The following is a 24,519-nucleotide window of genomic DNA, read 5'->3' as shown; positions in this document are numbered from 1 at the left end:
AACATAAATTATCAAAGCAAATTCAATAATGACGAAACATTCGACGTTTTAATTAAAATAAAATAAAGCATCGTAAAAGTTCAATCACCGCTACTTATATCTTATATAACTTGAAATTTGGTAATACCAATGAAGAAGGAAATATTAAAACTTATGAAAATTCAATTATCATTAGAACAAATGATTAATTAATTTTACCATATAAATAGAGAGTGCAATGGATTTAGGTGATCGCGATCAATGTTTCATTTCGATCGTACAACACTCTTCAGATTAATTAGAACATTATAATAATTTAAAAAACCTTAGTTTGATTAGCCTAGCATCAGATTAGAATAGTAGGCCTATAATAAATAAAAAGGGAGTCACTCTCTGTGATTCCCTTTTATTATCGAGCGATAAAGCGCCGATGCGTTTCGATAACTAAAACGCAAACAATTCGCACTATTGCAGTTTCTCTATTCCCATATTGAACAGTGCAAAACTATAAATATCTGCATTTGTCTCAATTATTTTACGCGTTGGTGTGCCTGCACCATGTCCTGCATTGGTTTCGATGCGAATTAAGATCGGATTTGAACCCGCTTGCTTCGATTGCAACTCAGCTGCAAATTTGTATGAGTGAGCAGGAACAACACGGTCATCATGATCACCGGTTGTAATCAATGTTGCTGGGTATTCCACCCCTGCTTTTACATTGTGCACCGGCGAATAACTTTTCAGATATTGGAACATCTCTTTACTTTGCTCTGCCGTGCCGTAGTCATACGCCCAACCAGCACCTGCGGTAAAAGTATGGTAACGCAGCATATCCAGTACGCCGACTGCTGGCAGCGCCACTTTAAACAGCTCTGGACGTTGCGTCATAACGGCCCCTACTAACAAGCCACCATTCGAACCACCGTTAATGGCTAACTTGTTTGATGACGTTACCTCTTCATCAATTAGGAATTCAGCCGCAGCAATAAAGTCATCAAACACATTTTGCTTTTGCATTTGAATGCCAGCGTTGTGCCATTCTTTGCCATATTCCCCACCACCACGAATGTTCGCTACCGCGTAAACACCACCAAGCTCTAACCAAGCCGCGCGTGTCGGGCTAAAAGATGGCGTGAGGCTAATGTTGAAACCGCCATAACCATATAGAATGGTTGGTGCGCTGCCGTCCATCGGAGTCCCCTTTTTATAGGTGATGATCATCGGCACTTTTGTTCCGTCTTTTGAGGTGTAAAACACCTGGCGAGATTCATATAAAGCTGGATCAAATGGCGCTTTAGATTTGTAGTACACCTCGCTATCACCATCTTTGATGTTCAGACGATAGGTAGTGCTTGGCATCTTGTAGTTGGTGAAAGAGTAGTAGACTTCGGTTTCTTCTTTTTTCCCCGAGAAACCGTATGCGCTGCCAATATCAGGCAATTTGATTTCTCGGATGAGTTTGCCGTTCATGTCGTATTGCTTCACCATCGAGATCGCATCAACAATATAGCTCGCAAACAAATTGCCACCCGCGGTAGAAACACGTAACACGTTCTTTGTTTCAGGAATCACATCTTTCCAGTTTTTGGGTTGCGGCTGACTTGCATCCACCGTCACGACGCGTTTGTTCGGCGCATTAAGGTTCGTAACCAAGTACAGTTTCGTGCCTTGGTTGTCTATCACCCAAGTATCAGAACTGGTGTTATCTAAAATGGTTTTCAGCGGGCTATTTGGCTTACTCAGGTCTTTGAAGAACAGTTTGTTGCCCGACGTCGATACGCTGGCTGAGATAAACAAGTAGCGTTCATCTTCCGACGTGTAACCCCCAACGTAGCGATACTTTTCGTCCTTTACACCACCGAAAATTAATTGGTCTTCACTTTGTTTCGTTCCAAGTTTATGAAAGTAGAGCTTGTGTTGGTCTGTCTTCGCGGAAAGTTCACTCCCTTTTGGCTTGTCATAACTTGAGTAATAGAAACCTTGATTGCCGAGCCAACTGATGCCGCTGAACTTAATATCCACCAGCGTTTCGCCGACGGGCTTTTTGGTTTCTGTGTCTAACACAATGACTTTGCGCCAATCGCTACCGCCTTCCGAAATGCTGTATGCAACCAAAGAACCATCACGTGAAAAGCTCACTCCCGCTAACGATGTGGTGCCATCTTCACTAAAAGTATTTGGATCGAGGAAAATTTCTGCTTCGCCATCACCTAACTGCCGATAAAGCACATCTTGGTTTTGTAGCCCGTCATTTTTGTAGAAATAAGTGAACTTACCCTCTTTGAACGGTTGGCTTTGCTTTTCGTAGTCCATGAGCTTAGTGATGCGCTCTTCAATCTGCTCGCGGTAAGGGATTTTCGACAGATAATCAAACGTCACTGCATTTTGTGCCTTAACCCATTCTGCGGTTTCTGGGCTGAGATCGTCTTCCAACCAGCGATAAGGATCACTCACTTTTGTACCAAAGTAGTCATCGACAACATCCACTTTTTGTGTGGTTGGATACGTGATGGTTTTCGGGGTTACCTGTTCAACCGACGATTGCGCCGCTTCATTTGCATACGCCACAGACAACACACTTCCGAGTGCGAGAGCCGTTGTGAGTGCTAGGGTGTTCTTTTTCATGAAATTCCTTTTTATTTTTCTGTTGTCTTTTTGTGCAATACATCAGAACTCTACTATATATCGACAAAATGAATCTAATTTCATTAAACGAGTTGTGAAAGCCATCCTAACTCCCTCATTTCCTTCCAGTTCTACAAACTAGTAAGTGGAAGTGTAGAACTTGGGAACAATACTGAAGAGCCACGATGGCGTTTACTCTCTTTCGTCTAAGTCAGCTCGATTTGGCGCAAAACCCCAGACTCAGAAGCGAAATCTTGGTCGTGACTAATCAGAACAAATCCACCTTTGTATACATTTAACGCCTGACTAAGCATTATTTTTGACTCGAGGTCGAGATGGTTATCTGGTTCATCAAGCAGCAGCAAAGGCTGAGAATTTTGGTGGCTGACTATCAGCATCGCGAGCTTCATCTTCTCGCCACCGCTCAGTAGGCGCCCCAATCGAAACACTGCATCTCGACGAAAACCGATCCCGGCCAATAAGGTCCTCGCTTCACTTTCCGTCATCTCTTGGCAGCTCTCCATTACGTTCTCAAGTAACGAAAGATTTGGATTCACTGCACCAAAATGTTGGTCGAGATAATACAAAGGCGTATTCACTTGCAACTCACCACTCTGCAACGATAACTCGCCAAGCAACGTCTTTAACAAGGTTGATTTTCCGCAGCCATTTCTCCCTTTGAGATGGACTTTGTCGTTCGCAAAAATCTGCAACGTGATAGGCGTAGAATTCCCAAAAGGTAATATACCTTCTTGTATCGACAACACTTTTCGCGAACGGTTCGGATTATCTGTAAGATAAAGCTTTTGCGCCTTGAGTTGCTCATGTCGCGATTGCAACGCCTGTTCTTTGGCTTGTAAATGCGCTTGTCTGAGTTGCTCATTCTTATTGCGATTTGAAGCGCTGGCGGTCGCGCTATCCTTTTTTCCATCAAGCAAAATTTTGGGCTGACTGCCGTCTTTGCGCAGTTTGTTCCCTTGCGCGGCGCGTTGGTCTGCTTTTTCGCGATTTTTCTGGGCTTGCTCGGCTAACCGTTTTTTCTGTTTATCGACTTGCGCTAACTGCCTCTCGACCGCTTGCAGTTCAGTGCGTTTTTTCTCGGCGTACACATCGTAATTTCCACCAAAAGCCTGTAAACCTAGGCCCGAGAGTTCCCAAATTTCCTCCATCTCTCGCAACAGCTCACGATCGTGACTGATGAGTAAAATCGCGCCGCTGAAATGCGTCATAGACTCTATCAACCATTGTTTCGCCTCGGTATCGAGGTGATTGGATGGTTCATCGAGAATCAAAAGCTCCGTTTCGCTTTCAAATAACTGCCATAACTGCAAACGCGCCAACTGACCACCACTGAGCCGAGCACAAGAGAAATCAGGGTCTTGCGGCAAGCCCATCGCAGCGAGCTGCTGTTTGAGTTTTAATTCAATATCCCACTGCTCGCCAACCAGTTCGAACCAATGTTCAGAAACATCACCTTGTTCAATCTGCTTTAAAGCATGCAAGACCGCATCTTTGCCCAGAAACTGGGCGATCGATTGCTGACCTGAAAGCAGATCAGACGGCTGCTGGCGATACATCATGAAAGAAGAGGGAGCAGTCACAACACCGCTGGCAGGCTGAATTTCTCCCGCTAAAATGGAAGCCAAAAGCGACTTGCCAATGCCATTACGCCCAACCAAACCAACACGTCGTTTAGTCATGGAACAAGAAATAGACTGGAATAGCGTATCGCCATTATCAAACTGATGGCTAACATTAAAAGCTTGTAAAACTGGCATAATTTGCCTCCTGTATGACAGGGACAACAGCCGTAGCTATGATTTGAAATTGCAACAAAACGCGTGCACAAACGCATTAAGCTCTATGTAAAGCTCGACGATATACGTCAAATCAAAAAGTCGTCTTGTTGCAAAGAAATATCGGAAAGTGAGCTACGCCTACTAACCCTGCAGATCCAAAAAATAAGTAAAAATATGGATGACAGGTTTAGTTCTTCATGTTGGCGTAATCTCCTAGAGAAATGATGCGCAGAGTGTAGCGGCTTTTTTGTTCAAAAAGCAAGCTTTCTAACCAAATGTGAACAAAAAGAAAGTTTCACAGTAAGTTGTTATATCACATTAACTTTTCAACAAAGCTTTGAACAATTTCGAGATCTTAGCAACACAATTTTTATCCAAGCCATACTATGCTTAGGGTAAAGATAATCCACATAAGGGCGTGGTTATGAAATACAAACATATCCTTGTTGCACTCGAACTGTCAGATGAAAGCACCGTGCTTATCGACAGAGCGGTATCAATGGCAAACTATCTCGACTCCGATATCTCCTTTATTCATATTGATGGTACACACGGAGAAATCTATCGTGAGCTTGTAGACATTAAAGAAAACCCGGATCAAAGGCCGTTGAATGAGCATTCAATGGAATGTTTAAAAACATTTAGTGATTACATGGATTACCCACTTAAACATTTCTTCGTAGGTACTGGCGACTTGGCTGATAAATTAGAGGTCACCATTAAAGAGCAAGAAGTGGATCTTCTGATTTGTGGTCACCACCAAGATTTCTGGAGCAAGATTATTTCTTACTCCAGACACTTAATTAACAAGTCACCGGTGGATATTCTAGTCGTCCCTATTCATGATTAGTAAAACGTAACGCTTCCCAAAACCACCAATTTATTTGGTGGTTTTTTATTGATATTGAAACAGCTTAAACAGTTTACCAAACTAGCTTGGCGATCATTTATGAGTTACATTTTCTAACCAACCCGCGCTCCTACTGGGCATGGTTATTTAGATAGCAAGGATCCCTATGGCAAATAAAAAAGTACTCATTCTCTTTGCTCATCCTTCCCAGCATCGTTCAGAAGTGAATACTCCACTTTTCAAAGAAGCTCAAAAAATTGAAGGCGTGACATGTGTTGATCTCTATGGCGAATACCCTCGTTTCGATATTAATATCGACCGTGAGCAACAACGCTTACGTGAGCATGACGTGGTGATTTTCCAATTCCCACTATATTGGTATTCAACGCCTGCGATTTTAAAAGAGTGGCAAGATCTGGTTTTGGAATATGGCTTTGCTTACGGTACAGGTGGCACAGCACTGCAAGGTAAGACCATGCTTTGTGTGCTGTCTGCAGGGGGTAAAGAAGAAGCTTATAAGGCAGAGGGCTACAACCACTTTACGATTCGTCAACTGCTTGCGCCTATTGAACAAATGTCCGCACTGACAGGCATGAGCTACATTGCCCCTCTCGCGATGTTTGGCGCACGTACAGCAGATGAAGAAGGGCGAATCCCTCGTCATGTTGAGCGGTACAAGAGCCTGCTAACAGCTTTAGTCGAAGATAGGTTGGATGTTGAAGCTGCGGCGTCATTAATCAAGCTTAACAGCGCATTGCCAGAGCTCATTAAGGAGGCTTCATGACAGGGATATTCTTACAAGCCTTCGTATATTTGATTGCTGCTGTAATTGCAGTCCCACTTGCTAAGCGTTTGGGACTTGGGTCCGTTTTAGGCTATCTCATCGCAGGTGTGGTCATTGGCCCAATTATCGGTTTAGTCGGTGAAGAAACAACAACAATCCAGCACTTTGCCGAGTTTGGCGTGGTGATGATGCTGTTTCTCGTTGGTTTAGAGCTCGAACCCAAAATGTTGTGGGCGATGCGCAATCGCTTAATGGGTTTAGGAGGTCTGCAAGTCGGCGGTACCGTCGCGGCGATTATGGGTATTGCCTTATACTTTGACCAGCCTTGGACCATAGCCTTAGCCATAGGTTTGATCTTCGCCCTCTCTTCTACTGCGATTGTTTTGCAAACTTTTAGCGAAAAAGGATTAACGAAGACGGAAGGTGGACAAAACGCTTTCTCCGTGTTGCTTTTTCAAGATATTGCAGTGATACCAATGTTGGCGTTCATTCCCCTATTGGCCTTACCTGAATTAATTGAACAGGCACAGTCCGCAGCACAAACAGCCGCAGCGCACCATGAAGAATTAAGCCTCGTTGCGGGGTTACCCGGCTGGGCATACGGCATCGTAATCACAGCATCGATAGCAATCGTCGTCGTTGGTGGACACTTTTTAAGTCGACCTCTGCTCAATTATGTGGCTAGCTCTGGTTTGCGAGAAATCTTTACCGCAACTGCACTCATGCTTGTCATTGGTATCGCTGCACTGATGAGTTTAGTGGGCTTATCTCCTGCCTTAGGAACCTTCTTGGCTGGCGTTGTATTGGCGAACAGTGAATTCCGCCACGAGTTAGAATCCAATATCGAACCATTTAAAGGCCTATTGTTAGGTCTGTTCTTTATTACCGTTGGCGCAGGGATCAACTTCTCGGTCCTTTTTGGTGATTTCTGGTTGGTCATGGCATTGACCATTGGCGTGATGGTTTTGAAAGCCTTGGTGCTGTTTATTCTTGCACTGATATTTAGGGTGAAAGGCAGCAACCGCTGGCTGTTTACCCTAAGCTTGGCTCAAGCAGGTGAATTCGGCTTTGTGCTTCTAAGCTTTTCAGTGCAAAACCACGTCATCCCATTTGAACTCTCACAAACTCTTGCGTTAGTGGTTGCGATTTCGATGTTCCTGACACCAGGTTTGTTTATTCTGTTTGATAGAGTGATTCTGCCGCGCTTTGAAAGCCAGTCAAATGAACGCGAAAGCGATACGATTGAGGAAACAGGCACGGTGATCATCGCCGGCATCGGCCGCTTTGGACAAATAGTGAATCGCCTATTGGTATCAAACGGCGTGACTACCGTGGTGCTTGACCATCAATCTGACCAAGTCGATAACATGCGCCAGATTGGCACTCGCGCCTATTTTGGCGACGCGACTCGACCAGATATGCTACATACAGCCGGCATTGAGCACGCCGCTGCGTTGGTTGTGGCGATTGATAACCAAGAATCGAGTGTAGAACTGGTAAAGTACGTTAAGCACACGTACCCAAAAGTAACAGTGATTGCACGTGCCTTTGACCGTGGACATGGCTATCTTTTGCGTCAAGCGGGAGCTGATATTATTGAATCAGAGACCTACCATTCTGCATTGGAGATGGGCGGTCACACAATGAAAGCCCTTGGCATTCACCCCTTCTTTGTTGAACAACAGAAGGCGACATATAAGCGTGTTGAAGCACGTAAGTCAGAAATACTCTACAAAGCTTGGGAGGATGATTCTGAAGGTGAACGCTATGACAACAATTTCCGACAACTGTTTATTCAGTTAGAGGAGAAAATGGCGGAAGAGATGCAAAAAGATCGTCATGACAAACTATCGCGGTCAGAACGTGGTTGGACACCGCCACCTAAAGGTTACGCCGATGACTTTAATGAAGATAACGTCCAAGAGCTAACACCACCAAGAGAAGAGCCTATCCAACGATAACGCACTCCATATTAAAAACCTCCCACTTGGGAGGTTTTTATTTTTTCAGTACAGAGCCACACGCCGTGCAGGATAAAATGATCTTCTCGATATTACATAAGATCATTCATTAAAATCTCATACTCTTCGTTTGCTTCTTCCACTAAATGAGAAAGCTCTAACGCATCAGTAACTGCAAGATTGAACTGCCACGGAGTTGTGTCTTCTTTACCACAGATTCGAGTTTCACACCCACGACTCTCAAAAGACAAATCATCAAACTCTGTGGTGTGGCGCTCTTGAAGTTCAACAATCTCAACTTCTAATTTACCGACAGGATTGACTTTAACGTGGGCATGTAACTCCGAACTGTTAGACAAACAATAATCTCTATGAACCGCAATCATGGCCGCCTCCTTGGTCTGCCAACTGACAACTCAACATTGAGTGTAGACGAGGGATTTTGAACGTGGCGTGAAATAATAATGAAGATTGATCTGTCTCATTAGAACAGACAATTGTTGTCATGAAGGCATGAGCCAGTATGAATCTCATCTGATTTAAATTGTTCTGAGATCGTAATAGTTGGCATTTACCGAGACTTTCCCTATTATCGAAACAAAATTACTGTGGTCATTCTTTAGAGGTCAGTATGGAGCTTGAAGCCGTTGCTAAAGCACTAAAAGAGTTAGGGCATCCGACTCGTTTAAGTATTTACAAAGAAGTCGTCAAAGCGGGATACAAAGGTATCGCGGTAGGCGGCGTACAAGAAAAGCTTGGCATTCCAGCATCCACTCTCTCTCATCATATCTCGAGCCTTGCTTCAGCCGGTCTTCTCACCCAGCGCCGTGAGGGTAGAACCCTTTTTTGTGTTGCAGAATATCAGTGCTTAGATGACGTAATTGGTTTTTTAAAAGCAGAATGTTGCGTTAACGAGTGCTCATAAATTTCTAGCAAAAACGAGAGAGTTTGAGTTTATATTGAATTTCAGCAGAACGTGAATGACGATGATAAACATACACACCGAAGTTGCTAACCTCGGTGTGTACATCTTCTAGTTCGCGACGAGTAACATCGACGACTTAGATGGTACGATTAACTTACCGTCAGTTGGAATGATTTGTTCTGTCATCAAATCAACCCAATTACCATTGATTTTTAATGTCAAAGACTGTTGACGCTGTGATTTATTAAGCACCACAATACCTTTGTCACCTCGCTTAAGTACGAGCATGTCATCGTTACCTTCAAGAACACTCATCGGCTCGCCATGCGTCATATTATGGAACTGGATCATTTTTGCCATTCTCGGATCGCTCCATGCACCCTGCCATCTTGGCTGACCATTTTTACCTTTAATACCGCTAGTGTTTAAGTCGGTATAAATCAACGGCACACCACCATCTCGGCCTAGAATATAGGCATAAGCTAACCATTCGTTTTCCTCGTCCATGATGAGATCAAGAAAGACATCATTGTTAGGAATATCATGTGTGATAGCAAATGTAATCGCACGACCAGGCGAAAGGGCCTGACCGAAACAGTATGGGTCAATCAACGACTTGAAACTGCCCTTTTTGGCAAACGCCTTAAAAATGGTCGAGAACAACGGGAAATCGTAAGCGCCTAAGCGAGTTTCCTGTAAATACGGCTCAAGAAACAGCTGATACTCTTCTTCCGTCGCACCGCCATCGGTAATAATTTCACCAAATATATGCACATCCCGCGTGATGTCGTCTGTCCAAACACGCTTAAGATGCTCTAACGTCATGTGTTTCGCAGCGTCAATACGAAAACCTTTCACACCAATAGCTTTCAGCGCCTTTAGGTACGCTCGCTGCTGCTCAACTACATGGTCACAAACACGAAGAGTTGGCAAGCCAGGATCGGTTGGCCCACCTGTGATACGTCCGTTTTGAACCTGCCACTTATCTTTCCAGTCTTTGATGCCGAATGCTTCAACAAAGTCCTCTTCATCAAAAAGTGGTTGAGATAGATCGCCAAACAACGCTAGCGACTGATATTTCTGTTTGTTGTTCTGGTATTCCTCCAAGACCTCTTGTCTTGGGTACTGAAGGTCTCTGCGAAGGTGGGCCTCATTTGCCATATGGTTAAACACTACGTCGGCATAAACCCACACACCAACTTGCTCCAGTTCACGAACCATATGAATAAAATCTTTGGTATCACCCAAAGCATTATCGATAACACGATAATCTTGTGGTTGATAACGCTGCCACCAGCGCTCATCGTGTGCGCTTTTCATTGGTGGCGAAACCAACACAGAGCCATAACCAAGCTCGCGGATTTCTTTTGCTCGTTGGGCAATGTCAGCATACTTCCAATCAAACGCATGTAAGATAACGTTTGCACCGAATGATTGTGTTTCCTGTGAGCCACTCATGTTGTTCTCCTGCTCGTTTCCACTCACGATTACTTGTTTGCATTTTTTTGTGAGTGAATTCAATAATCGAAATTATAAAAGCTATTCATCAGAGGCACTCACCCTTTTAGCACTAACTCAAGGCTGAAATCGAAGGCGTAGCGACTCATCCATTGCACAGCGATAAATCGTTCTGAGTGAATAACGGGCACACGACATACAACCCGAACAGACCAACACAAAACTAAGGCATTGTTTTGATTAACAAAAACTTAAATTTAAAAAGATAGAACATAAGACCTATGTACGCCCTAAAATAGGCCCAAAGGATAAAAATAGCCAAGCCAACCCGTTGAGTAATCAATTGTTAATAAAACGAAACTGGCAGATGGATCACGTTTGGCGCGTTTCAAAAATCCAGTAAATCACCATACCTAGCGTTAAAAGACTAAAGATTTCCGTTTGTATCTGTCCCGAAATGACTTCAAAATGCGAAACTTAGCTTATCTCTATGGGGTATGCTCTACCTTGGAGGATAATAATGAATATCAAAGAATTTTCTGACCTCGTCGGGCTATCTGCTCATACACTTCGATACTATGAAAAAATCGGTTTACTTAAACATGTCCATAGAAACGCGAGTGGACATCGAATGTATAGTTCGAAAGATCTAAACTGGATAAGCTTTGTTAAGCGTTTAAAAGAAACTGCAATGCCACTTGAGGAGATTCTAGAGTATGCCAAATTAAGGGAAGTCGGCTCTCAATCTGTACCACAACGTCAAGCCCTGTTAGAACGCCACCAAGAAAACCTCAAACGCCACATTGAACAACAGAAAAAGCACTTATCGGCTCTAGAAGAAAAAATTGCCTTGTATAAAAGCGGAAAAGTTCGTTGACTTAGAGTTAACTCTAACGATTAAGGTGTGTTTACGTTTATTCACTAGGAACATACCGATGGAACAATCGCGCTTTAACAAAGGATTAGAACTACTCTCTCAAATTGATGGCGACGCTGGTCATAATGTCATCGAAAGCTTACAAGATATTTGTCCAGATTTAGCTCAGTACACCATTGAGTATCCGTTTGGCGATATTTATGCTCGCCCGGGCTTAGACCTAAAATCGAGAGAAATCGCAACCGTCGCCGCGCTAACGGCAATGGGGAATTGCGCGCCGCAACTAAAAGTGCACTTAAATGCAGCGCTGAATGTAGGCTGTAGCGAGGATGAGATTAAAGAGATCATTTTGCAGATGTCCGTCTACGCAGGGTTTCCCGCGGCATTAAACGGCATGTTTGCATTCAAAGAAGTGCTAGCGGAAAGAGCAGAGCAATAACGACGTTGAAATCAATTTAACCGCAATTAAAAACGGCCCTTGGGGTTCGGGCCGTGATTAAAACAACGAGTGAATTAGCGCTCAGGAGTTTCAAGCAGTTTAACCGCGCAATCTACCGCGTTGTTAATGCCTTGACTGCTCTCCAACTTGCCTGAACTTGCAGGACCAAGGGCACAAGAATACAAAGCCAGCTGCTTATCGAACGGCAGATCCAACTGTTCATAGAGATTTTGTCGGATTCTTGCATGTTGTTCTGGTTCTTGGTTAGCAAGGCTAATCAACGTTTCATAAATAAGCGTTTTCATGTCTTTCCCTTTTCACTTTATTGCACGGGGTGCATATATATTGTATCCATTTGGGAAACACAAATCAGAAGCTAGGTCACAGAACGCGTCGCTAAAAAAGTTTATGTGCGCGGTAAATTGCAATACAAACCTAAAGCCGTTTAGAAAAAGGGCAACTGATAACTCGATAGATCAGCCGATTAACTAGCATTCGCCGCTGTTTGTTTATAATCGTGTCCGATATAAACAAAAACGTCGCTGTATCAGCGACGTTTTATCTCGACTTTAGCTAATCGAACCTGTTTAGTTGAAGTGCACTAGCATTTCAACGTCATCGCCTTGCTCTGGAGCCTGAAGAGCGAAGTGCACGTACCCTGCTTCAGTAACAGGAATCGCAAGGTATTCATTGCTGCCTGCATAGTTGGACGCATACTCGTGCTGCTCTACTGTAGGCCAATGCTCCCTACTCGCGTATAGATCGACATTACCAGTTTGAGAGTGAGCCGTTAGCCATACACGAACCTCTTCTACACCTTCAGGCACATAAACTGCTGCATAACGCTGCTTGTGAACGGTAAGCATTTTGGCTTCACCAGACTCTAGTACCACAGGTGCTAAATCATCTTGCACTTGGGTTGGCGGTGTTTGCGCTTCCACTTCTAACGCAGCCACAAGATTTACTGAGTCATAGCTATCACGTCCAGTTAAGCTGATGTAGTAACGACCCGCTTTAACGTAACCATCTTGCTCTGGTTCAAACACAATCTCTTCATTGCTGCCATCAGCATATTGACTCATTTCGAAATCATAGTAATGCGCGACTTTGTTGTAGCTCATGTAAAGATCCGCATCACCCGCACCCTCAATAGATACATTGAAGTTAACGGTGTTGGCTGGAACATCAACGTAGAACAGTTTTTCGCTGTATGCTTCGCCACTGAGCTGAAGGCTTTGGTTCGCCGTCAATTCAGTCACTTGTGCTTCAGGGCTTGTTGGTTCTGTTGGCTCTTCTGGGTCTGTATCAGGTTGCTCAGGTTCCACTTTTAATGTGTCCAACCAACGCTCAAACTCAGCATCGTATTGTTGACCTAAAGACGTCACCTGCTGTGCCCATTGTTCGAACTGGCCAGAGCGCGACAATGCCAACAAGCTTTCGACGTCTTGTGGATGATTTTCTAACATGAATCGAACAGCTAGATAACCCCAACGATAGATACGATTGGTATCGTGAGAGTACGTGGTATCAAACACAGTGGAAAGGCTCAGTTTACCATCTGCAATCAGCTCAATCGCAGCTTGGTAACCTTGCTTGTAATGCATGTATTCAGCAAAACCTTCTAGCCACCAAACAATATGACCATGAGCCAAGTTATCGCTGAACGAACCGTATTGGTTAAATCGTGCATCTAAATAGTGCGTGTATTCATGTTCTAGGTTCAAGATAGAGAGATCTTCACCATTCGCGTAGCGATAAGCGACGAAACGCGCAGTATTGTCCGCTTTTGAAGGGTCACCTTCTAGGTACTGACCACCGTTGTCCGTTGTATTACCAAATAGGAATGAAGAGTAATCAACGTAACTAGTGTTACTCGCGAATACCGCCACTTCAACACGATCATTCAAATCATCAGCGACAGGTTGATTACCCGTATTCGCAACTCGATGGAAGTCGGCTTCTTTTGCCGCTAGCACTTCACACGCTTTCGCTGCTTGAGCATCGGTCAGATCCTCAGAGCGAATAATGGCAGGTCCCTGACATTCAAAACGATTTGGCATTACACGTGCAGCTAAATCTTGCTTGGCTTGCTCAATATTCAGACCATTTAGGCCTTCTGGTGCGTAGTAGCTCATCATTTCAACGGCAGCAAGCCATAGTTTGTCATGCTCACTACCCAGTGGATAACGCTGCATCACCTGTTGCATTACTGCCAATGCTTTGCGTTTGGTCTCCTGATCTGGGCTCGCGAGCAAACGACCAGTTTCACGTAATGCATTGAAAACGATAAAGCTTGCATCCGTATCTAATGCCCAAGCATTATCAGATGCGAATTTCACCAACGTATCAATATGGTGTGTATTGTTTGCCATGTATCGGTAGAACGCATCGTTCGCCGCATGGCCTGCCATAGAGCGGAACAAGTTGTTTAAACCATCGACCCATTGCGTGTCCTGCGCGGTTTCACGATTAAAGTGCATCAACGCGGCCATCATGCTATCCATGGTCAGCGGCAACTGCTTAACGTTATCAACCATCAAAGTCAGGCTCTTCATTGCACCAACTTGTTCACGACCTTGATCCAAAGCATGAGGGTTGTTTAGGAATAGGTTCGTCGACTGAGCAAAACGCTGACTCAACGCTTGCGAAAACTCAGGTGTACCAGTACCAGCGTTGTAGCGAACGTAGTAGGCCGCTCGAATAAATTCGCCTAGGTTCTCTAGAATACGAGCTTGATCTGCTTCACCACGATAGCGAGCGATTTCTTGATCCAGCGCGACTTGGATACGGCTTAGGCTCGCTTCACTATAGATATCATTCAGCGTTTCTGAAGGTGCTGAAAACCAAGTGTGGTAGCAATCATACTCAGCACCAGAAACGGCAGTAGCCAGATCTCGCGATTGTTGTAAATCAGCAACAGCACACTGATTTTGTGCAAAAGAGAAGCCAGACACACTCGCTAGCATACAAGCAAGCGCCAAACGATGGCGCGGGAAAAAACGGATATGAGACATAACAACACTCATTGATTATTAACATACATTGAGTGGGGGTTTATATTCTTTACAGCTCAAACAGTGAAATCAGTGTCATAAAATTTATGAAACCGCTCCCAAAAATAGGTCTTTTACTCTAATTAAATGGGAGCAGTCCCACTCCAAAAAAACTCACAATTATCAATAAAAACATTAATTTACCTTTTTCTAAATAACGACTTTATGAGGAAAATTGTCCTTAAACGCCCCCCTTAACTCTTCCAGATAGAGTTCACGACAATCAAAGGTTCTAAATTAAATTTTGATGCTTGATACCATCTATTTTTATTTGTGACTCATTCCCAATAAGTCATAGAGTGCATATCAAAAGGTTGGCATTAATGGTAAATTCTCCGCCAAATCAAACACATTTACTCCTCCAGTCATTGATGAGTGAATAAAGCAGATATTTGGCTAGGGATAATACATGTCACTTTGGGGATTTTGGGGAGCGGGGATTGCCTACTTCATGACAACGTTTGCCTTTGTTTTTGGCGGCATTTTTTGGTTATGTTCTGAAGGTAATACATTAAGAGAAACAAAGCGCCAATCATCAATAATGTCCGGGGTTATTGCTTGTACTATTGGAACTTGGGTGCTTGCTTTTGGTGTTTACGTTTACGGTTACTTTTGGGATAACTCTTCTCACTATTATTTTTATTTGCTCGCTCCATGGGGACTTGCCATTTTTGGGGTAAAACTTCGTAACCGCTGGGTTAAGCAATACGCGCGTGTAAAACACGCAAACGAAGAACAGTGGCAAAAGCACTGGCGAGAATTATTAGGGGAAGATACTGAAGAGCTTCCACCATATACACATGATTACGAGCTCTACTCGGGCATTTGGCAAGCCAATGAAGCGCTTCAAGAACAGTGTTTTGCAGCCCTTCCTCACGGGAAAGCAGTCTACGAGAGAGTGAAAGCCTTCCAAACGATGGCCTCCCCCGCTGGTGACATAAACAATCAAGTTTTGCTGAGTAAACTCGATCAACTAGAGGATGAAATCATTCAAGTTCTTGAGCAACACTCGCAAAAGAAAGTAAGCATTGAAACTGGCGCAGGTACTTTACACAAAGAGTCAAAACGCAATGTTTATCACCATGAGAATGGCCCAACAGAAGAGCAACTGTACGACTCAATCAACCTCCAACATGATTTGGATCGAGAGCTACGCAACATTATCTATGATCGGCTCGGTTACGATGGCGAAGATGAGTACTTTTTCCTCCAAGCGCCACTCGAAGAGCTTACCGAGAATGAAACCGCAATCAACTGGATGCTCTGGGGGTTAGTAAGCAACCATTTTGCTGTTGACCCATACCAAACGGCGTTGGATCTCAGCCTAATGAATGCGGAACCAAGATGGGGGCAAAATGAACGGTTTGTAATGATTACGGCTCAATAAACGCAAGTACTAAGTCTAATTTTAATACAACCTATTCTGAGACCACCCTCGCGTTGGTTAACTTAGCCAGTAAGCGGCCAACGCGATCGCGCATTTCACGTCTATCGACAATCATATCTAGCGCACCATGCGCTAGTAAAAATTCACTTCGCTGAAACTCGTCTGGTAACTTTTCACGTACCGTTTGCTCAATGACCCGTCTTCCCGCAAAGCCAATACTTGCTTTAGGTTCACCAATATTGATGTCTCCTAACATGGCTAAACTCGCCGAGACGCCACCATAAGTTTGGTCCGTCAATACTGAGATATAGGGTAATCTGTGCTCAGATAAGTGGTTTAACGCGGCGCTGGTTTTTGACATTTGCATTAGTGCCACCAAAGACTCTTGCATGCGCGCCCCTCCGCAAGCGGAAAAACATACTAACCCAGATTTTGTATTAATTGCGCTTTCAACTGCTCGGACAAACTTCTCGCCAACCACTGCGCCCATCGAGCCTGCCATGAAAGAGAATTCGAATGCACACGCAACAACAGGCAGCCCCAATAACTTGCCCTCCATCACCACCAACGCATCTTTTTCTCCAGTCGTTTTCTGTGCTAAAGCTATTCGCTCTTTATATCGCTTTAAGTCTTTAAAACCCAAAATATCTTGTGGCTCCAACTCACTTGCCAACTCTTGTTGTGTTCCATGGTCCAGAAAAGAGATCAACCTTTGACGCGCAGCCATTCTCATGTGATATGAGCATTTAGGGCATACTTCCAAATTTTCTTTTAACGCGGCACGATAAAGTATTTGTTCACACTCAGGACACTTTGTCCAAACGCCCTCAGGGATAGACGCTTTGCGCGAACCTATTATATTTTTATTCTCAAATAACCGTTCTAACCAGCTCATAAATTCACCACTATTGATTACGTTCTAGCGCGATATCTCGTTGTTTGTTCGCTTAAACTTGTAAATAAAATTGTATGTAACTTAGTACAGGGATAAAGTGCGATATGCTGGCTTGATAATCCAATAAAGTGGGATAATGAAATGTTTGATAACGTTGACCAAATCTGGTTAAAAAGTTTTCACTGTGTTTATGAGAACAACAGCTTTAAGCGAGCCGCTGAGTGTTTGAATATACCAACATCAAATATCAGCCGACACATTGCCCTGCTTGAAGAAAAGTTAAACATTAGGTTGTTCAATAGAACAACAAGGCGAATGACGCCTACCGAGGCTGGAGAAGAGCTCTATAGCAGCACTCGTCCGTTATTGGAGCAACTCAACGCCGCACTAGAAACGGTAACGCGCCACTCGCACACGGTAACAGGGGAACTGCGAATTCTTATGCCAGACACACCTGTACTGGCCAAAGCGGTTGTCACCTTTTGCACGCAATACCCGTCAATCTCTTTGTCTTGCGATACAACGCTAAACCCTAAAGATGATGTTATTGACAGCTTTGATGTCATTTTGAGTTTTCATAGAGGGACTTTGTCAGACAGTAACTGGGTGGCGAGAGAGATAAAACGCTGGCCCAGTGCCATTTTAGCCGCGCCTCAACTAATTGAGAAATACGCCACCCCTTACAAAATTACGGATCTAAGTCATGTTCCCTGCATCACGACGCTTACCGCAGTAAATGGTGCACCATGGGTATTCAGAAACCCTGTTGGAGGCCATATTACTCAAACTGTGCAATCTTCATTCAAAGTAAACAGCGGTCATCTCGCCAGATATGGCGCGTTATTAGGGCTTGGATACGCAATATTGCCAATTGAGTCATGCCAAAATGAGATCAAAAATGGTGAGCTAGAAATCGTCACTCTAGAGTACGAACCTGAGGATTTAGTGCTTTACGCCTTTTACTCGTCTAGAAAACATGTAGCGAAGAAAATATCTATGTTTGTTGAACATTTAAAGCAAAACGCAAAACTTAACGCCTAGCTAAGCTTTACTCAACTAATTTATCATATTTTGTTTTATCGTCTAGAAAGGACAGACACCGCTAAGCGATTTGAGACTCGATTTTTTCAAATAAAAAAGCCAGCAATTAACATTTACTGGCTTTTTATTAAAGAGGGTCAGTTGGCGTTTAGATTCTAAACGCTCCCACGTGACGATCGAGTGTTCGCGATAGCTCCGCGAGTTGTTGACTTGATGCTTCTAGTTGCTCACTCGCCGTTAGCGCACTTTTCACTGAGTGGCTGACGGTATCCATGTTCATATTAATTTCGTTTGCTACCGTTGATTGCTGTTCTGTTGCGGTTGCTACTTGAGTATTGATATCTGAAATAGTCGTCACTTGTGCAGCTATTGCTTCTAAAGCCTGTCGAGCTAACTCAGTTTCTGCCGTTCCTTCTTCAATAAGAGTCTTACTATTACTCATTGAATTCACCGCACTTTGAGCTTCAGTTTGTAGCTGGTGAATCATATTGTCAATTTCATCGGTAGAATGAGCCGTTTTAGTCGCTAGGTTGCGAACTTCATCAGCTACGACTGCAAAACCTCGGCCGGCATCACCAGCGCGTGCAGCTTCGATAGCCGCATTGAGAGCCAATAGATTGGTTTGCTCCGAAATACCTCTAATCACCTCTAGAATACTACCAATCGACTGAGTATTTTCAGCAAGACTCACGATAATGTTGGAAGTGCTGTTCATCTCGTTTTCAAGATTAGTCATCGCCGTTTTGGTTCTTTCTAGCGTCGTGTAGCCATCTTGCGCTTCATTACTTGCTGCACTCGCAGCATTTGCCGCTCCAGCAGCATTGGAGGCAATTTCATTGACCGTCGCAATCATTTCGTTCATGGATGTGACAACCAGCATGGTTTGCTCGTTCTGCTCTTGCCCTCTTGTGAGCGCTTGTTGAGATTGCCCACGCAAAGCGACAGCTGAACTATTAAGCTCCACACCAGTATTTACAACTTGTGTAATAATCTCATGTACTTTCCCAACAAAAACGTTGAAAGCAGAAGAAATTTGCGCGACTTCGTCATTACCTTTCGCTGGCAAACGAACGGTTAAGTCTCCGTCTCCTTTTGAGATGTCTTGTAGAGCGTCTTTAAGCGCAGAAAGCGGTCTCATCAGTTTATTTAGCAGAAGTGACAGAATCAAAACACACATAACGAAGATCGCCACCATAGAGATCAACTGGTAAGTAATAATTCCATTCGTCGCTTGGCTCACTTCGGTAATAGGAATACCAATATCAAAAGTACCGTATAACTGACCATCCACATAAATTGGTGCCATGATGTCAAACACCCATACTTTCTGTACATCGGCATACCACTTTGAGTACTGTTGAACACCTCTCGTCGCGCCTTCAACAGTATATTCATCGTTATAGGTTTTGTTCAGCTTGTGCTTATCACTGTGGGCTACTGCCGTCACGTTACGATCAATTACAACGGCATAACTCACGTCTGAACGTTGTTTCAGCCCCTCAACAAGCGATTGTAAATCTTGCATTGGATTGGCTGAGTTCTCCAAAATATAACTCGCATTTCCCGCTAGAAACTCAGCTTGAACTTGGGATTTGTTTAAGATGATGTCATCGATTTTCTGACTCGAAATTAGGTACGTTGATGCCATACTCGCCACGACAGCAATACCAAACATGGCGCAGACTGCTAATAAGATGATTCTTTTCATTATAATTGTCTCAATACAATTCAATTGATGCTCATTAATCGAGCGCTAAGCCTTTCTTCTCCAAAACCAACCAAACTGCATTTTGGGTCTGTTTGGCAGAGCAAGACATAACTTTATAACTATGTATCTGCTTTGTTCCCGATTACTTTAGACAGAAGGAAAAAAAGTCTTCAAAACGTCACATTTCTACGAGGTTTGGCGAAGGGACGAGTACGCAAAAGGAAACGTTTGCATAGTTAAATTTAACTATGCGACCAAATTGGTATCGAACATTAAAGAAAAGACTTCTAATTAGCGTTTTGACCGTCGGGAGCGCTGTGGTCAGTGCTCCCGTTTTATCATTTAGTATCTCAGGTTCAGATATTAGAGCCACAATCACAGCGGTTGTAATACGAGATGTTTGGTGAAGCGAGAATGACTTGGTTTGTAGATATGGCAGCGATGTCAGATCGAGTAATTCTCAATCAAGAATCGGCAGCAAAATAGGCAAACCAAGGCATGAAGCCATTGCCCATAAAAAAGAAAGGAAAAAAATCTTTACCACAGAGTTTAACTCGTCAGCGATATGTATCCATGCATACCCATGTATAAACCAACTGCACTGATCAAGACGCCCGATAAGTAAGGAGCTCGACGTGCAACATCATTCAAACCGCTCCATTTAGATGTCGCTTTTTGCACGCCCACTGCTGCCACAACGCCAACAGCAACCAGAGTCAAGGCTAAGCCAATACTGAATGACACAACTAAAGTCGCACCAAGAGTCATTGCCTTAAGCTGCAAACAGATAAGCAAAACCGTTACCGCAGCAGGGCATGGAATCAAACCACCCGTTAATCCAAACAGCAGAATTTGCCCATTCGTCACGTCTCGATTCTCAAAGCGTTTTTGAATGTCTAAAGCGTGAGCGCGTTCGTGAGCATCTTGATATTCCTTATCTTCGCTTTCTAAATGAGAACCAGGACGAAAATGTACATCAAAGTCATGGGTATGATCATGGTGCCCGATGCTCAAAGTGACAGAAAGTCCATTAGAGACTTCAATGCAAGACGCCGATTCCAAGTATCCATCACGCTCTATAAAGTGATAAATATCAGCAGGTTGATAACCATCACTCGATACCGAAACCTTGATACCTTCAGCAGTTAAAGGTTTACCGCTGAGTGTTCGCAACTGGAAACGGTGATGCTCCCCTTCCTCTGTAATCGAAAGCGAAACATGCCCATGTCCTGTATCCACAACTTGCGTCGTCCAATCGCGAGCATGATCCTGAGCTTTGTTCCAAGCTCGCTCATCGCTCCATGTCCGCCAAAACATCCATACGCCGGTTGTCACGATAATGACCCCAGAGATAAGTTGCATCCATGGTTCAGCCGCTTCAGCGGTGAATTTCTGGCTAATATACATCCCGCCAACAGCGATTAACCATACAATTGCAGTGTGAGAAAGTGTGGCAGCTAAACCCAGCATCACGGCTTGTTTGACCGTTCCTTTCACCGCGACAATGAACGCCGCCATCATCGTTTTAGAGTGCCCAGGTTCTAAACCATGCAAGGCGCCAAGCAAAATGGCACTGGGAATAAAGAACCACCCATTACCTTGTTGTAGTAACGCGACAAAATCCATTGTTGTTCTCTGTTATTGATTCTAATTTATCGCAAACTATACTCCCCCCTAGTATTAAATACTACCCCCCAGTATAAATTGAGTGCTACATTATCAGTTAGAATAACTCGGCCCGTAACTTAAAGAAGATAAGACATGTCGCATACAACCAGAGATCAAAAGAAGCTCAACACTCGAGTCAGTAAAATACAGGGTCAGGTGAATGGACTTAAAAAAATGCTGGAAGAAGAGCATGAATGCCAAGATGTGTTGCAGCAGATTGCCGCTATTCGGGGAGCAGTAAATGGTTTGATGCGAGAAGTAATTAAAGGTCACTTACTTGAACACGTCGTACTTGAGGAAGACAAAACTCAACGTGAAAAAGATATGGAAGTCGTATTAAAAGTACTGGACTCTTATATAAAGTAACCCTACTTCGCTAGAGTAAAATCACTAGAGTTAAACTCGAATAGAACCTATATCGGTTCAATTTAAATAGTTTATTTATAAGAACTAAAACGGCCCAAACATAGGGCCGTTCATATTATTAAAAAACTCTAAACTATCTGATAAAAATACATATTGTGATAGGTTTTTACTTTATGGAAGAGTACAAGTAAACCTTTATACCTCTTGTAATTCGACGTGCTTAGCGCTGTAAGATTTTGTAAATGCAACACACCCCAAAAGTACAGCAAGTGGTAACACAGGATCAAAGATTGAACCATGAGATCCGAAGAATAAGTTAAGAATCATGACTAATGAACCACCAATAGCCCAAGCAATTGTTGTTGGAATAGTCCAAATAATGAGTTGTTTCTTAACCTCAGTCACCCCCATTAATCGATTAACAATATGGAATAGCGAGTCATTAAAGTAGCCAGCAAATAGAGATCCCATCGTAGCTGCCGTCGCTGCGAATAAAAGGTTAACGTCAGGAATATTTACTAAAACTGGGGCAGATATAGAAGCAGCGGTTATCATGGAGACTGTACCAGAGCCCTGAATAATACGAACTAACGTCGCAATAATAAATGGAATCATAACCGCAGAAATAGGAAGCCCTGCAACTTGGTTAGCAATCTCTGCGCCCGCACCCGTTTCACGCAATACGGCACCTAACGCGCCACCAGCTCCTGTTACTAACAAAATGATGCCACAAGTGGAGATTCCTTGTTCCATCTTTTCATTCGCTTCTTCTTTGGTAAGGTTATTACCCAATGTGTAAACCGCTAGTAACGTCGCTATTGATAGTGCAATAGTAGGGCTGCCGATAAAAGCGATAAATTGACCAAATGTTGTTGCAGTCAGCCCTTCGAAACCGAAAGTCCCCTCTAATAAACCCATCACTGATTTCGCAAGTATAAGTAAAATAGGGATAATAATTGGAGCGATAGATTTACTTAAAGATGGTAGGTCTTTCGCTTCTTTACTTGCAATGTACTCTTTGTGATCATTAATCAGTTGCTCACTAGACTTCGAGAAATGTTCGGTTGGAATGAATTCAGGAAACTGCTTTTCTAACCATCTTGCATACCAAACAATACCCATGACACAAGGCGCTGCGATCATCAAACCAAAACCTAACATGCTGGCAAGATCGACACCAAAGATACCAGCAACGCCCAAAGGTCCTGGAGTCGGCGGAATAGCGTGATGCGCTACGACCAAGCCGCCCGCCAGAGCAACCGTAAGCGTTAAAATCGAGCGATTGGACGTTTTTGACAAAGACTTCGCAATTGGATAAAGAATGATAAGCGCGCTATCCACAAAGATTGGGATGCTAACAATATAGCCAGTTACAGCAAGAGCGGCCTCTTCTTTCTTTTTTCCTAACCACTTTATAAAATTATAGGCAATACTTTCTCCTGCTCCAGAAGCCTCTAAAATAGCCCCCATCATAACGCCGAGACCGATGACAATCCCTATACCGCCTAATGTTCCACCAAATCCTTTGCTAACGGTCGCAATCGTGTCGTCAACACTTAACCCACCAATAATACCTGCGATACATGCCGCAATTAACATCGCAATTAACACATGTACTTTTGTACGTAATACAAGAAAAACAAGGACTGATACGGCTACTATTAGTCCAATTACTGAGGTTGGTAACATTAGACAATCTCCATATTGTTAACAGAAATAAATTGTTGTAATACATCCTTGAAATTACTGTCTGATTTAAATCCAAGCTCCAGTTCTTTAGTACAATCAATTTTTTGTGGCCAACTACTCACAATACGATCAATACCCGCATCATGCTCATAGGTAATATAATTAGAAAGTTGTTTACCCATTAGAGTGTCCATTGTTTGAATCATCTCAGCTGGTGTAGTTTGAATACCAGGTAAATTAAGCGTTCTATAGGACAGATTATTTAACTGCTCATAAGGCATTAGCCCTGCATATTGAATATTGTCCACCACTCTAGACGGGCTCGATATCCAAAGTTTTAGCGTAGGGTCTACAGGACAATTTGATTCTTGAGCATTCAAAGGCTCACGAATAATTCCGCTTACGAAAGAGCTAGCGGCAAGGTTTGGTTTCCCAGGGCGAATACAAATAGTCGGTAAACGTACGGATACAGCTTTAACAAAGCCTTTACGGGCATAGTCGTTCACCAATAACTCACCTATAGCTTTTTGCGTCCCGTAGGATGACTGAGGATGAAGTGCTGTTATTGGTGTAATCGTTTCCGGAAGATCACCACCAAATACAGCTAAAGATGAAGCAAACGTAAAACGAATATTAGGGTTTACTTTACGGCAACGCTCAAGCAATAACTGTGTGGTCGTCAGGTTTACAGCTACGCCTAAATCAAAATCTTGCTCAGCATGGCTCGATACAATTGCCGCTAAATGAAAAATGTGTGTCGTTTCGGCAGTAATAACTTGGTCTATATTTTCTCGCTTTGTCATATCCATGACTAAAGAAACGACTCGGTCATCAATGCCCTCTAAGCGCGACTTTTGAATGTCGACAATAGTAATACTTTCAGCTTTGTTTTCTTTTAGTAGTGATTTGGCAAGTAGGGTTCCGAGAAAACCCGCCCCTCCAGTTATGATAATATTCATAGTCACGACCCTTTGTTTTTGTAATTGGTTTCAAGTTATTTATGGATAGAAATTAA

The 24,519-nt window shown here is 43.4% G+C and carries 20 protein-coding genes; 9 read left to right on the top strand and 11 right to left on the bottom strand.

The features are described from left to right. Window positions 1-444 precede the first annotated feature (444 nt). Together J4N43_RS17790 and J4N43_RS17785 are read right to left on the bottom strand one after the other, a co-directional pair. Complete coding sequence (locus J4N43_RS17790; protein ID WP_053350524.1) at window positions 445-2,604, bottom strand: prolyl oligopeptidase family serine peptidase; 2,160 nt, start codon at window positions 2,602-2,604, stop codon at window positions 445-447. 206 nt (window positions 2,605-2,810) lie between these two features. Further along, complete coding sequence (locus J4N43_RS17785; RefSeq protein WP_062730925.1) at window positions 2,811-4,382, bottom strand: ATP-binding cassette domain-containing protein; 1,572 nt, start codon at window positions 4,380-4,382, stop codon at window positions 2,811-2,813. A gap of 445 nt (window positions 4,383-4,827) precedes the next feature. Here J4N43_RS17785 and J4N43_RS17780 point away from each other — a divergent pair, with 445 nt between their 5' ends. From J4N43_RS17780 to J4N43_RS17770, 3 genes are all read left to right on the top strand, one after another. Then, window positions 4,828-5,253, top strand: a complete 426-nt coding sequence (locus tag J4N43_RS17780; RefSeq protein WP_005375398.1) for a universal stress protein — start codon at window positions 4,828-4,830, stop codon at window positions 5,251-5,253. A gap of 166 nt (window positions 5,254-5,419) precedes the next feature. Next, the gene (locus J4N43_RS17775; RefSeq protein ID WP_062730924.1) at window positions 5,420-6,037 is read left to right on the top strand and encodes an NAD(P)H-dependent oxidoreductase; all 618 of its coding nucleotides are present in this window, start codon (window positions 5,420-5,422) and stop codon (window positions 6,035-6,037) included. Next, window positions 6,034-7,998: a monovalent cation:proton antiporter-2 (CPA2) family protein gene (locus tag J4N43_RS17770; protein WP_005375390.1), complete on the top strand. Its 1,965-nt coding sequence runs from the start codon at window positions 6,034-6,036 to the stop codon at window positions 7,996-7,998. Before J4N43_RS17775 ends, J4N43_RS17770 begins: the two co-directional genes overlap by 4 nt. 92 nt (window positions 7,999-8,090) lie before the next feature. On the opposite strand, the gene J4N43_RS17765 is transcribed toward J4N43_RS17770, so the two are convergent. Further along, on the bottom strand, window positions 8,091-8,384 hold the full coding sequence (locus J4N43_RS17765; RefSeq protein WP_005375389.1) for a hypothetical protein: 294 nt from the start codon (window positions 8,382-8,384) through the stop codon (window positions 8,091-8,093). Between the two features lie 245 nt (window positions 8,385-8,629). Between J4N43_RS17765 and J4N43_RS17760 the strand changes: the two genes are divergently transcribed. Beyond that, window positions 8,630-8,923 (top strand): ArsR/SmtB family transcription factor, encoded by a 294-nt coding sequence (locus J4N43_RS17760; protein ID WP_005375388.1) that lies wholly within the window; start codon window positions 8,630-8,632, stop codon window positions 8,921-8,923. A 108-nt stretch (window positions 8,924-9,031) separates the two neighbouring features. Here J4N43_RS17760 and J4N43_RS17755 read toward each other — a convergent pair whose 3' ends face one another. Further along, window positions 9,032-10,381 carry an alpha-amylase family protein gene (locus J4N43_RS17755; RefSeq protein WP_062730923.1) on the bottom strand — a complete coding sequence of 450 codons (1,350 nt, stop codon included), beginning with the start codon at window positions 10,379-10,381 and terminating at the stop codon, window positions 9,032-9,034. 520 nt (window positions 10,382-10,901) lie between these two features. On the opposite strand from J4N43_RS17755, the gene J4N43_RS17750 reads away from it, so the two are divergent. Together J4N43_RS17750 and J4N43_RS17745 are read left to right on the top strand one after the other, a co-directional pair. Then, window positions 10,902-11,258, top strand: coding sequence for a MerR family transcriptional regulator (locus tag J4N43_RS17750; RefSeq protein ID WP_047101703.1), 357 nt, complete (start codon window positions 10,902-10,904; stop codon window positions 11,256-11,258). Window positions 11,259-11,316: 58 nt separating this feature from the next. Beyond that, window positions 11,317-11,697 carry a carboxymuconolactone decarboxylase family protein gene (locus J4N43_RS17745; RefSeq protein ID WP_054728771.1) on the top strand — a complete coding sequence of 127 codons (381 nt, stop codon included), beginning with the start codon at window positions 11,317-11,319 and terminating at the stop codon, window positions 11,695-11,697. A gap of 74 nt (window positions 11,698-11,771) precedes the next feature. Here the strand turns inward: J4N43_RS17745 and J4N43_RS17740 are convergent, their stop codons facing one another. Next, complete coding sequence (locus J4N43_RS17740; RefSeq protein WP_005375384.1) at window positions 11,772-12,002, bottom strand: PAS factor family protein; 231 nt, start codon at window positions 12,000-12,002, stop codon at window positions 11,772-11,774. A 282-nt stretch (window positions 12,003-12,284) separates the two neighbouring features. Then, window positions 12,285-14,711, bottom strand: coding sequence for a M9 family metallopeptidase (locus J4N43_RS17735; protein ID WP_062730922.1), 2,427 nt, complete (start codon window positions 14,709-14,711; stop codon window positions 12,285-12,287). Between the two features lie 448 nt (window positions 14,712-15,159). Between J4N43_RS17735 and J4N43_RS17730 the strand changes: the two genes are divergently transcribed. Then, window positions 15,160-16,137 carry a hypothetical protein gene (locus J4N43_RS17730; RefSeq protein ID WP_158159411.1) on the top strand — a complete coding sequence of 326 codons (978 nt, stop codon included), beginning with the start codon at window positions 15,160-15,162 and terminating at the stop codon, window positions 16,135-16,137. A gap of 31 nt (window positions 16,138-16,168) precedes the next feature. On the opposite strand, the gene accD is transcribed toward J4N43_RS17730, so the two are convergent. Next, the gene (gene accD, locus J4N43_RS17725; protein ID WP_017821534.1) at window positions 16,169-17,032 is read right to left on the bottom strand and encodes an acetyl-CoA carboxylase, carboxyltransferase subunit beta; all 864 of its coding nucleotides are present in this window, start codon (window positions 17,030-17,032) and stop codon (window positions 16,169-16,171) included. A 141-nt stretch (window positions 17,033-17,173) separates the two neighbouring features. Here accD and J4N43_RS17720 point away from each other — a divergent pair, with 141 nt between their 5' ends. Next, window positions 17,174-18,073 (top strand): LysR family transcriptional regulator, encoded by a 900-nt coding sequence (locus J4N43_RS17720; RefSeq protein ID WP_005375376.1) that lies wholly within the window; start codon window positions 17,174-17,176, stop codon window positions 18,071-18,073. A gap of 148 nt (window positions 18,074-18,221) precedes the next feature. Here J4N43_RS17720 and J4N43_RS17715 read toward each other — a convergent pair whose 3' ends face one another. Both J4N43_RS17715 and J4N43_RS17710 read right to left on the bottom strand, forming a co-directional pair. Beyond that, window positions 18,222-19,781, bottom strand: coding sequence for a methyl-accepting chemotaxis protein (locus tag J4N43_RS17715; RefSeq protein WP_031778895.1), 1,560 nt, complete (start codon window positions 19,779-19,781; stop codon window positions 18,222-18,224). A 549-nt stretch (window positions 19,782-20,330) separates the two neighbouring features. Beyond that, window positions 20,331-21,407 carry a nickel/cobalt efflux protein RcnA gene (locus tag J4N43_RS17710; RefSeq protein WP_042521547.1) on the bottom strand — a complete coding sequence of 359 codons (1,077 nt, stop codon included), beginning with the start codon at window positions 21,405-21,407 and terminating at the stop codon, window positions 20,331-20,333. Between the two features lie 135 nt (window positions 21,408-21,542). Here J4N43_RS17710 and rcnR point away from each other — a divergent pair, with 135 nt between their 5' ends. Continuing rightward, a complete protein-coding gene (gene rcnR / locus J4N43_RS17705; protein ID WP_005375370.1) occupies window positions 21,543-21,815 on the top strand; it encodes a Ni(II)/Co(II)-binding transcriptional repressor RcnR in 273 nt (90 codons plus the stop codon). Between the two features lie 195 nt (window positions 21,816-22,010). Here the strand turns inward: rcnR and J4N43_RS17700 are convergent, their stop codons facing one another. Then, a complete protein-coding gene (locus tag J4N43_RS17700; protein WP_005375369.1) occupies window positions 22,011-23,504 on the bottom strand; it encodes a GntP family permease in 1,494 nt (497 codons plus the stop codon). Then, window positions 23,504-24,463 (bottom strand): D-erythronate dehydrogenase, encoded by a 960-nt coding sequence (gene denD, locus J4N43_RS17695; protein WP_005375367.1) that lies wholly within the window; start codon window positions 24,461-24,463, stop codon window positions 23,504-23,506. Before denD ends, J4N43_RS17700 begins: the two co-directional genes overlap by 1 nt. Window positions 24,464-24,519 lie beyond the last annotated feature (56 nt).

This window comes from Vibrio sp. SCSIO 43009, assembly GCF_023716525.1.
GTDB lineage: Bacteria > Pseudomonadota > Gammaproteobacteria > Enterobacterales > Vibrionaceae > Vibrio > Vibrio alginolyticus.
The sequence above is the reverse complement of the archived record's forward strand: the minus strand, read 5'-3'. Positions and strand labels throughout refer to the sequence as shown.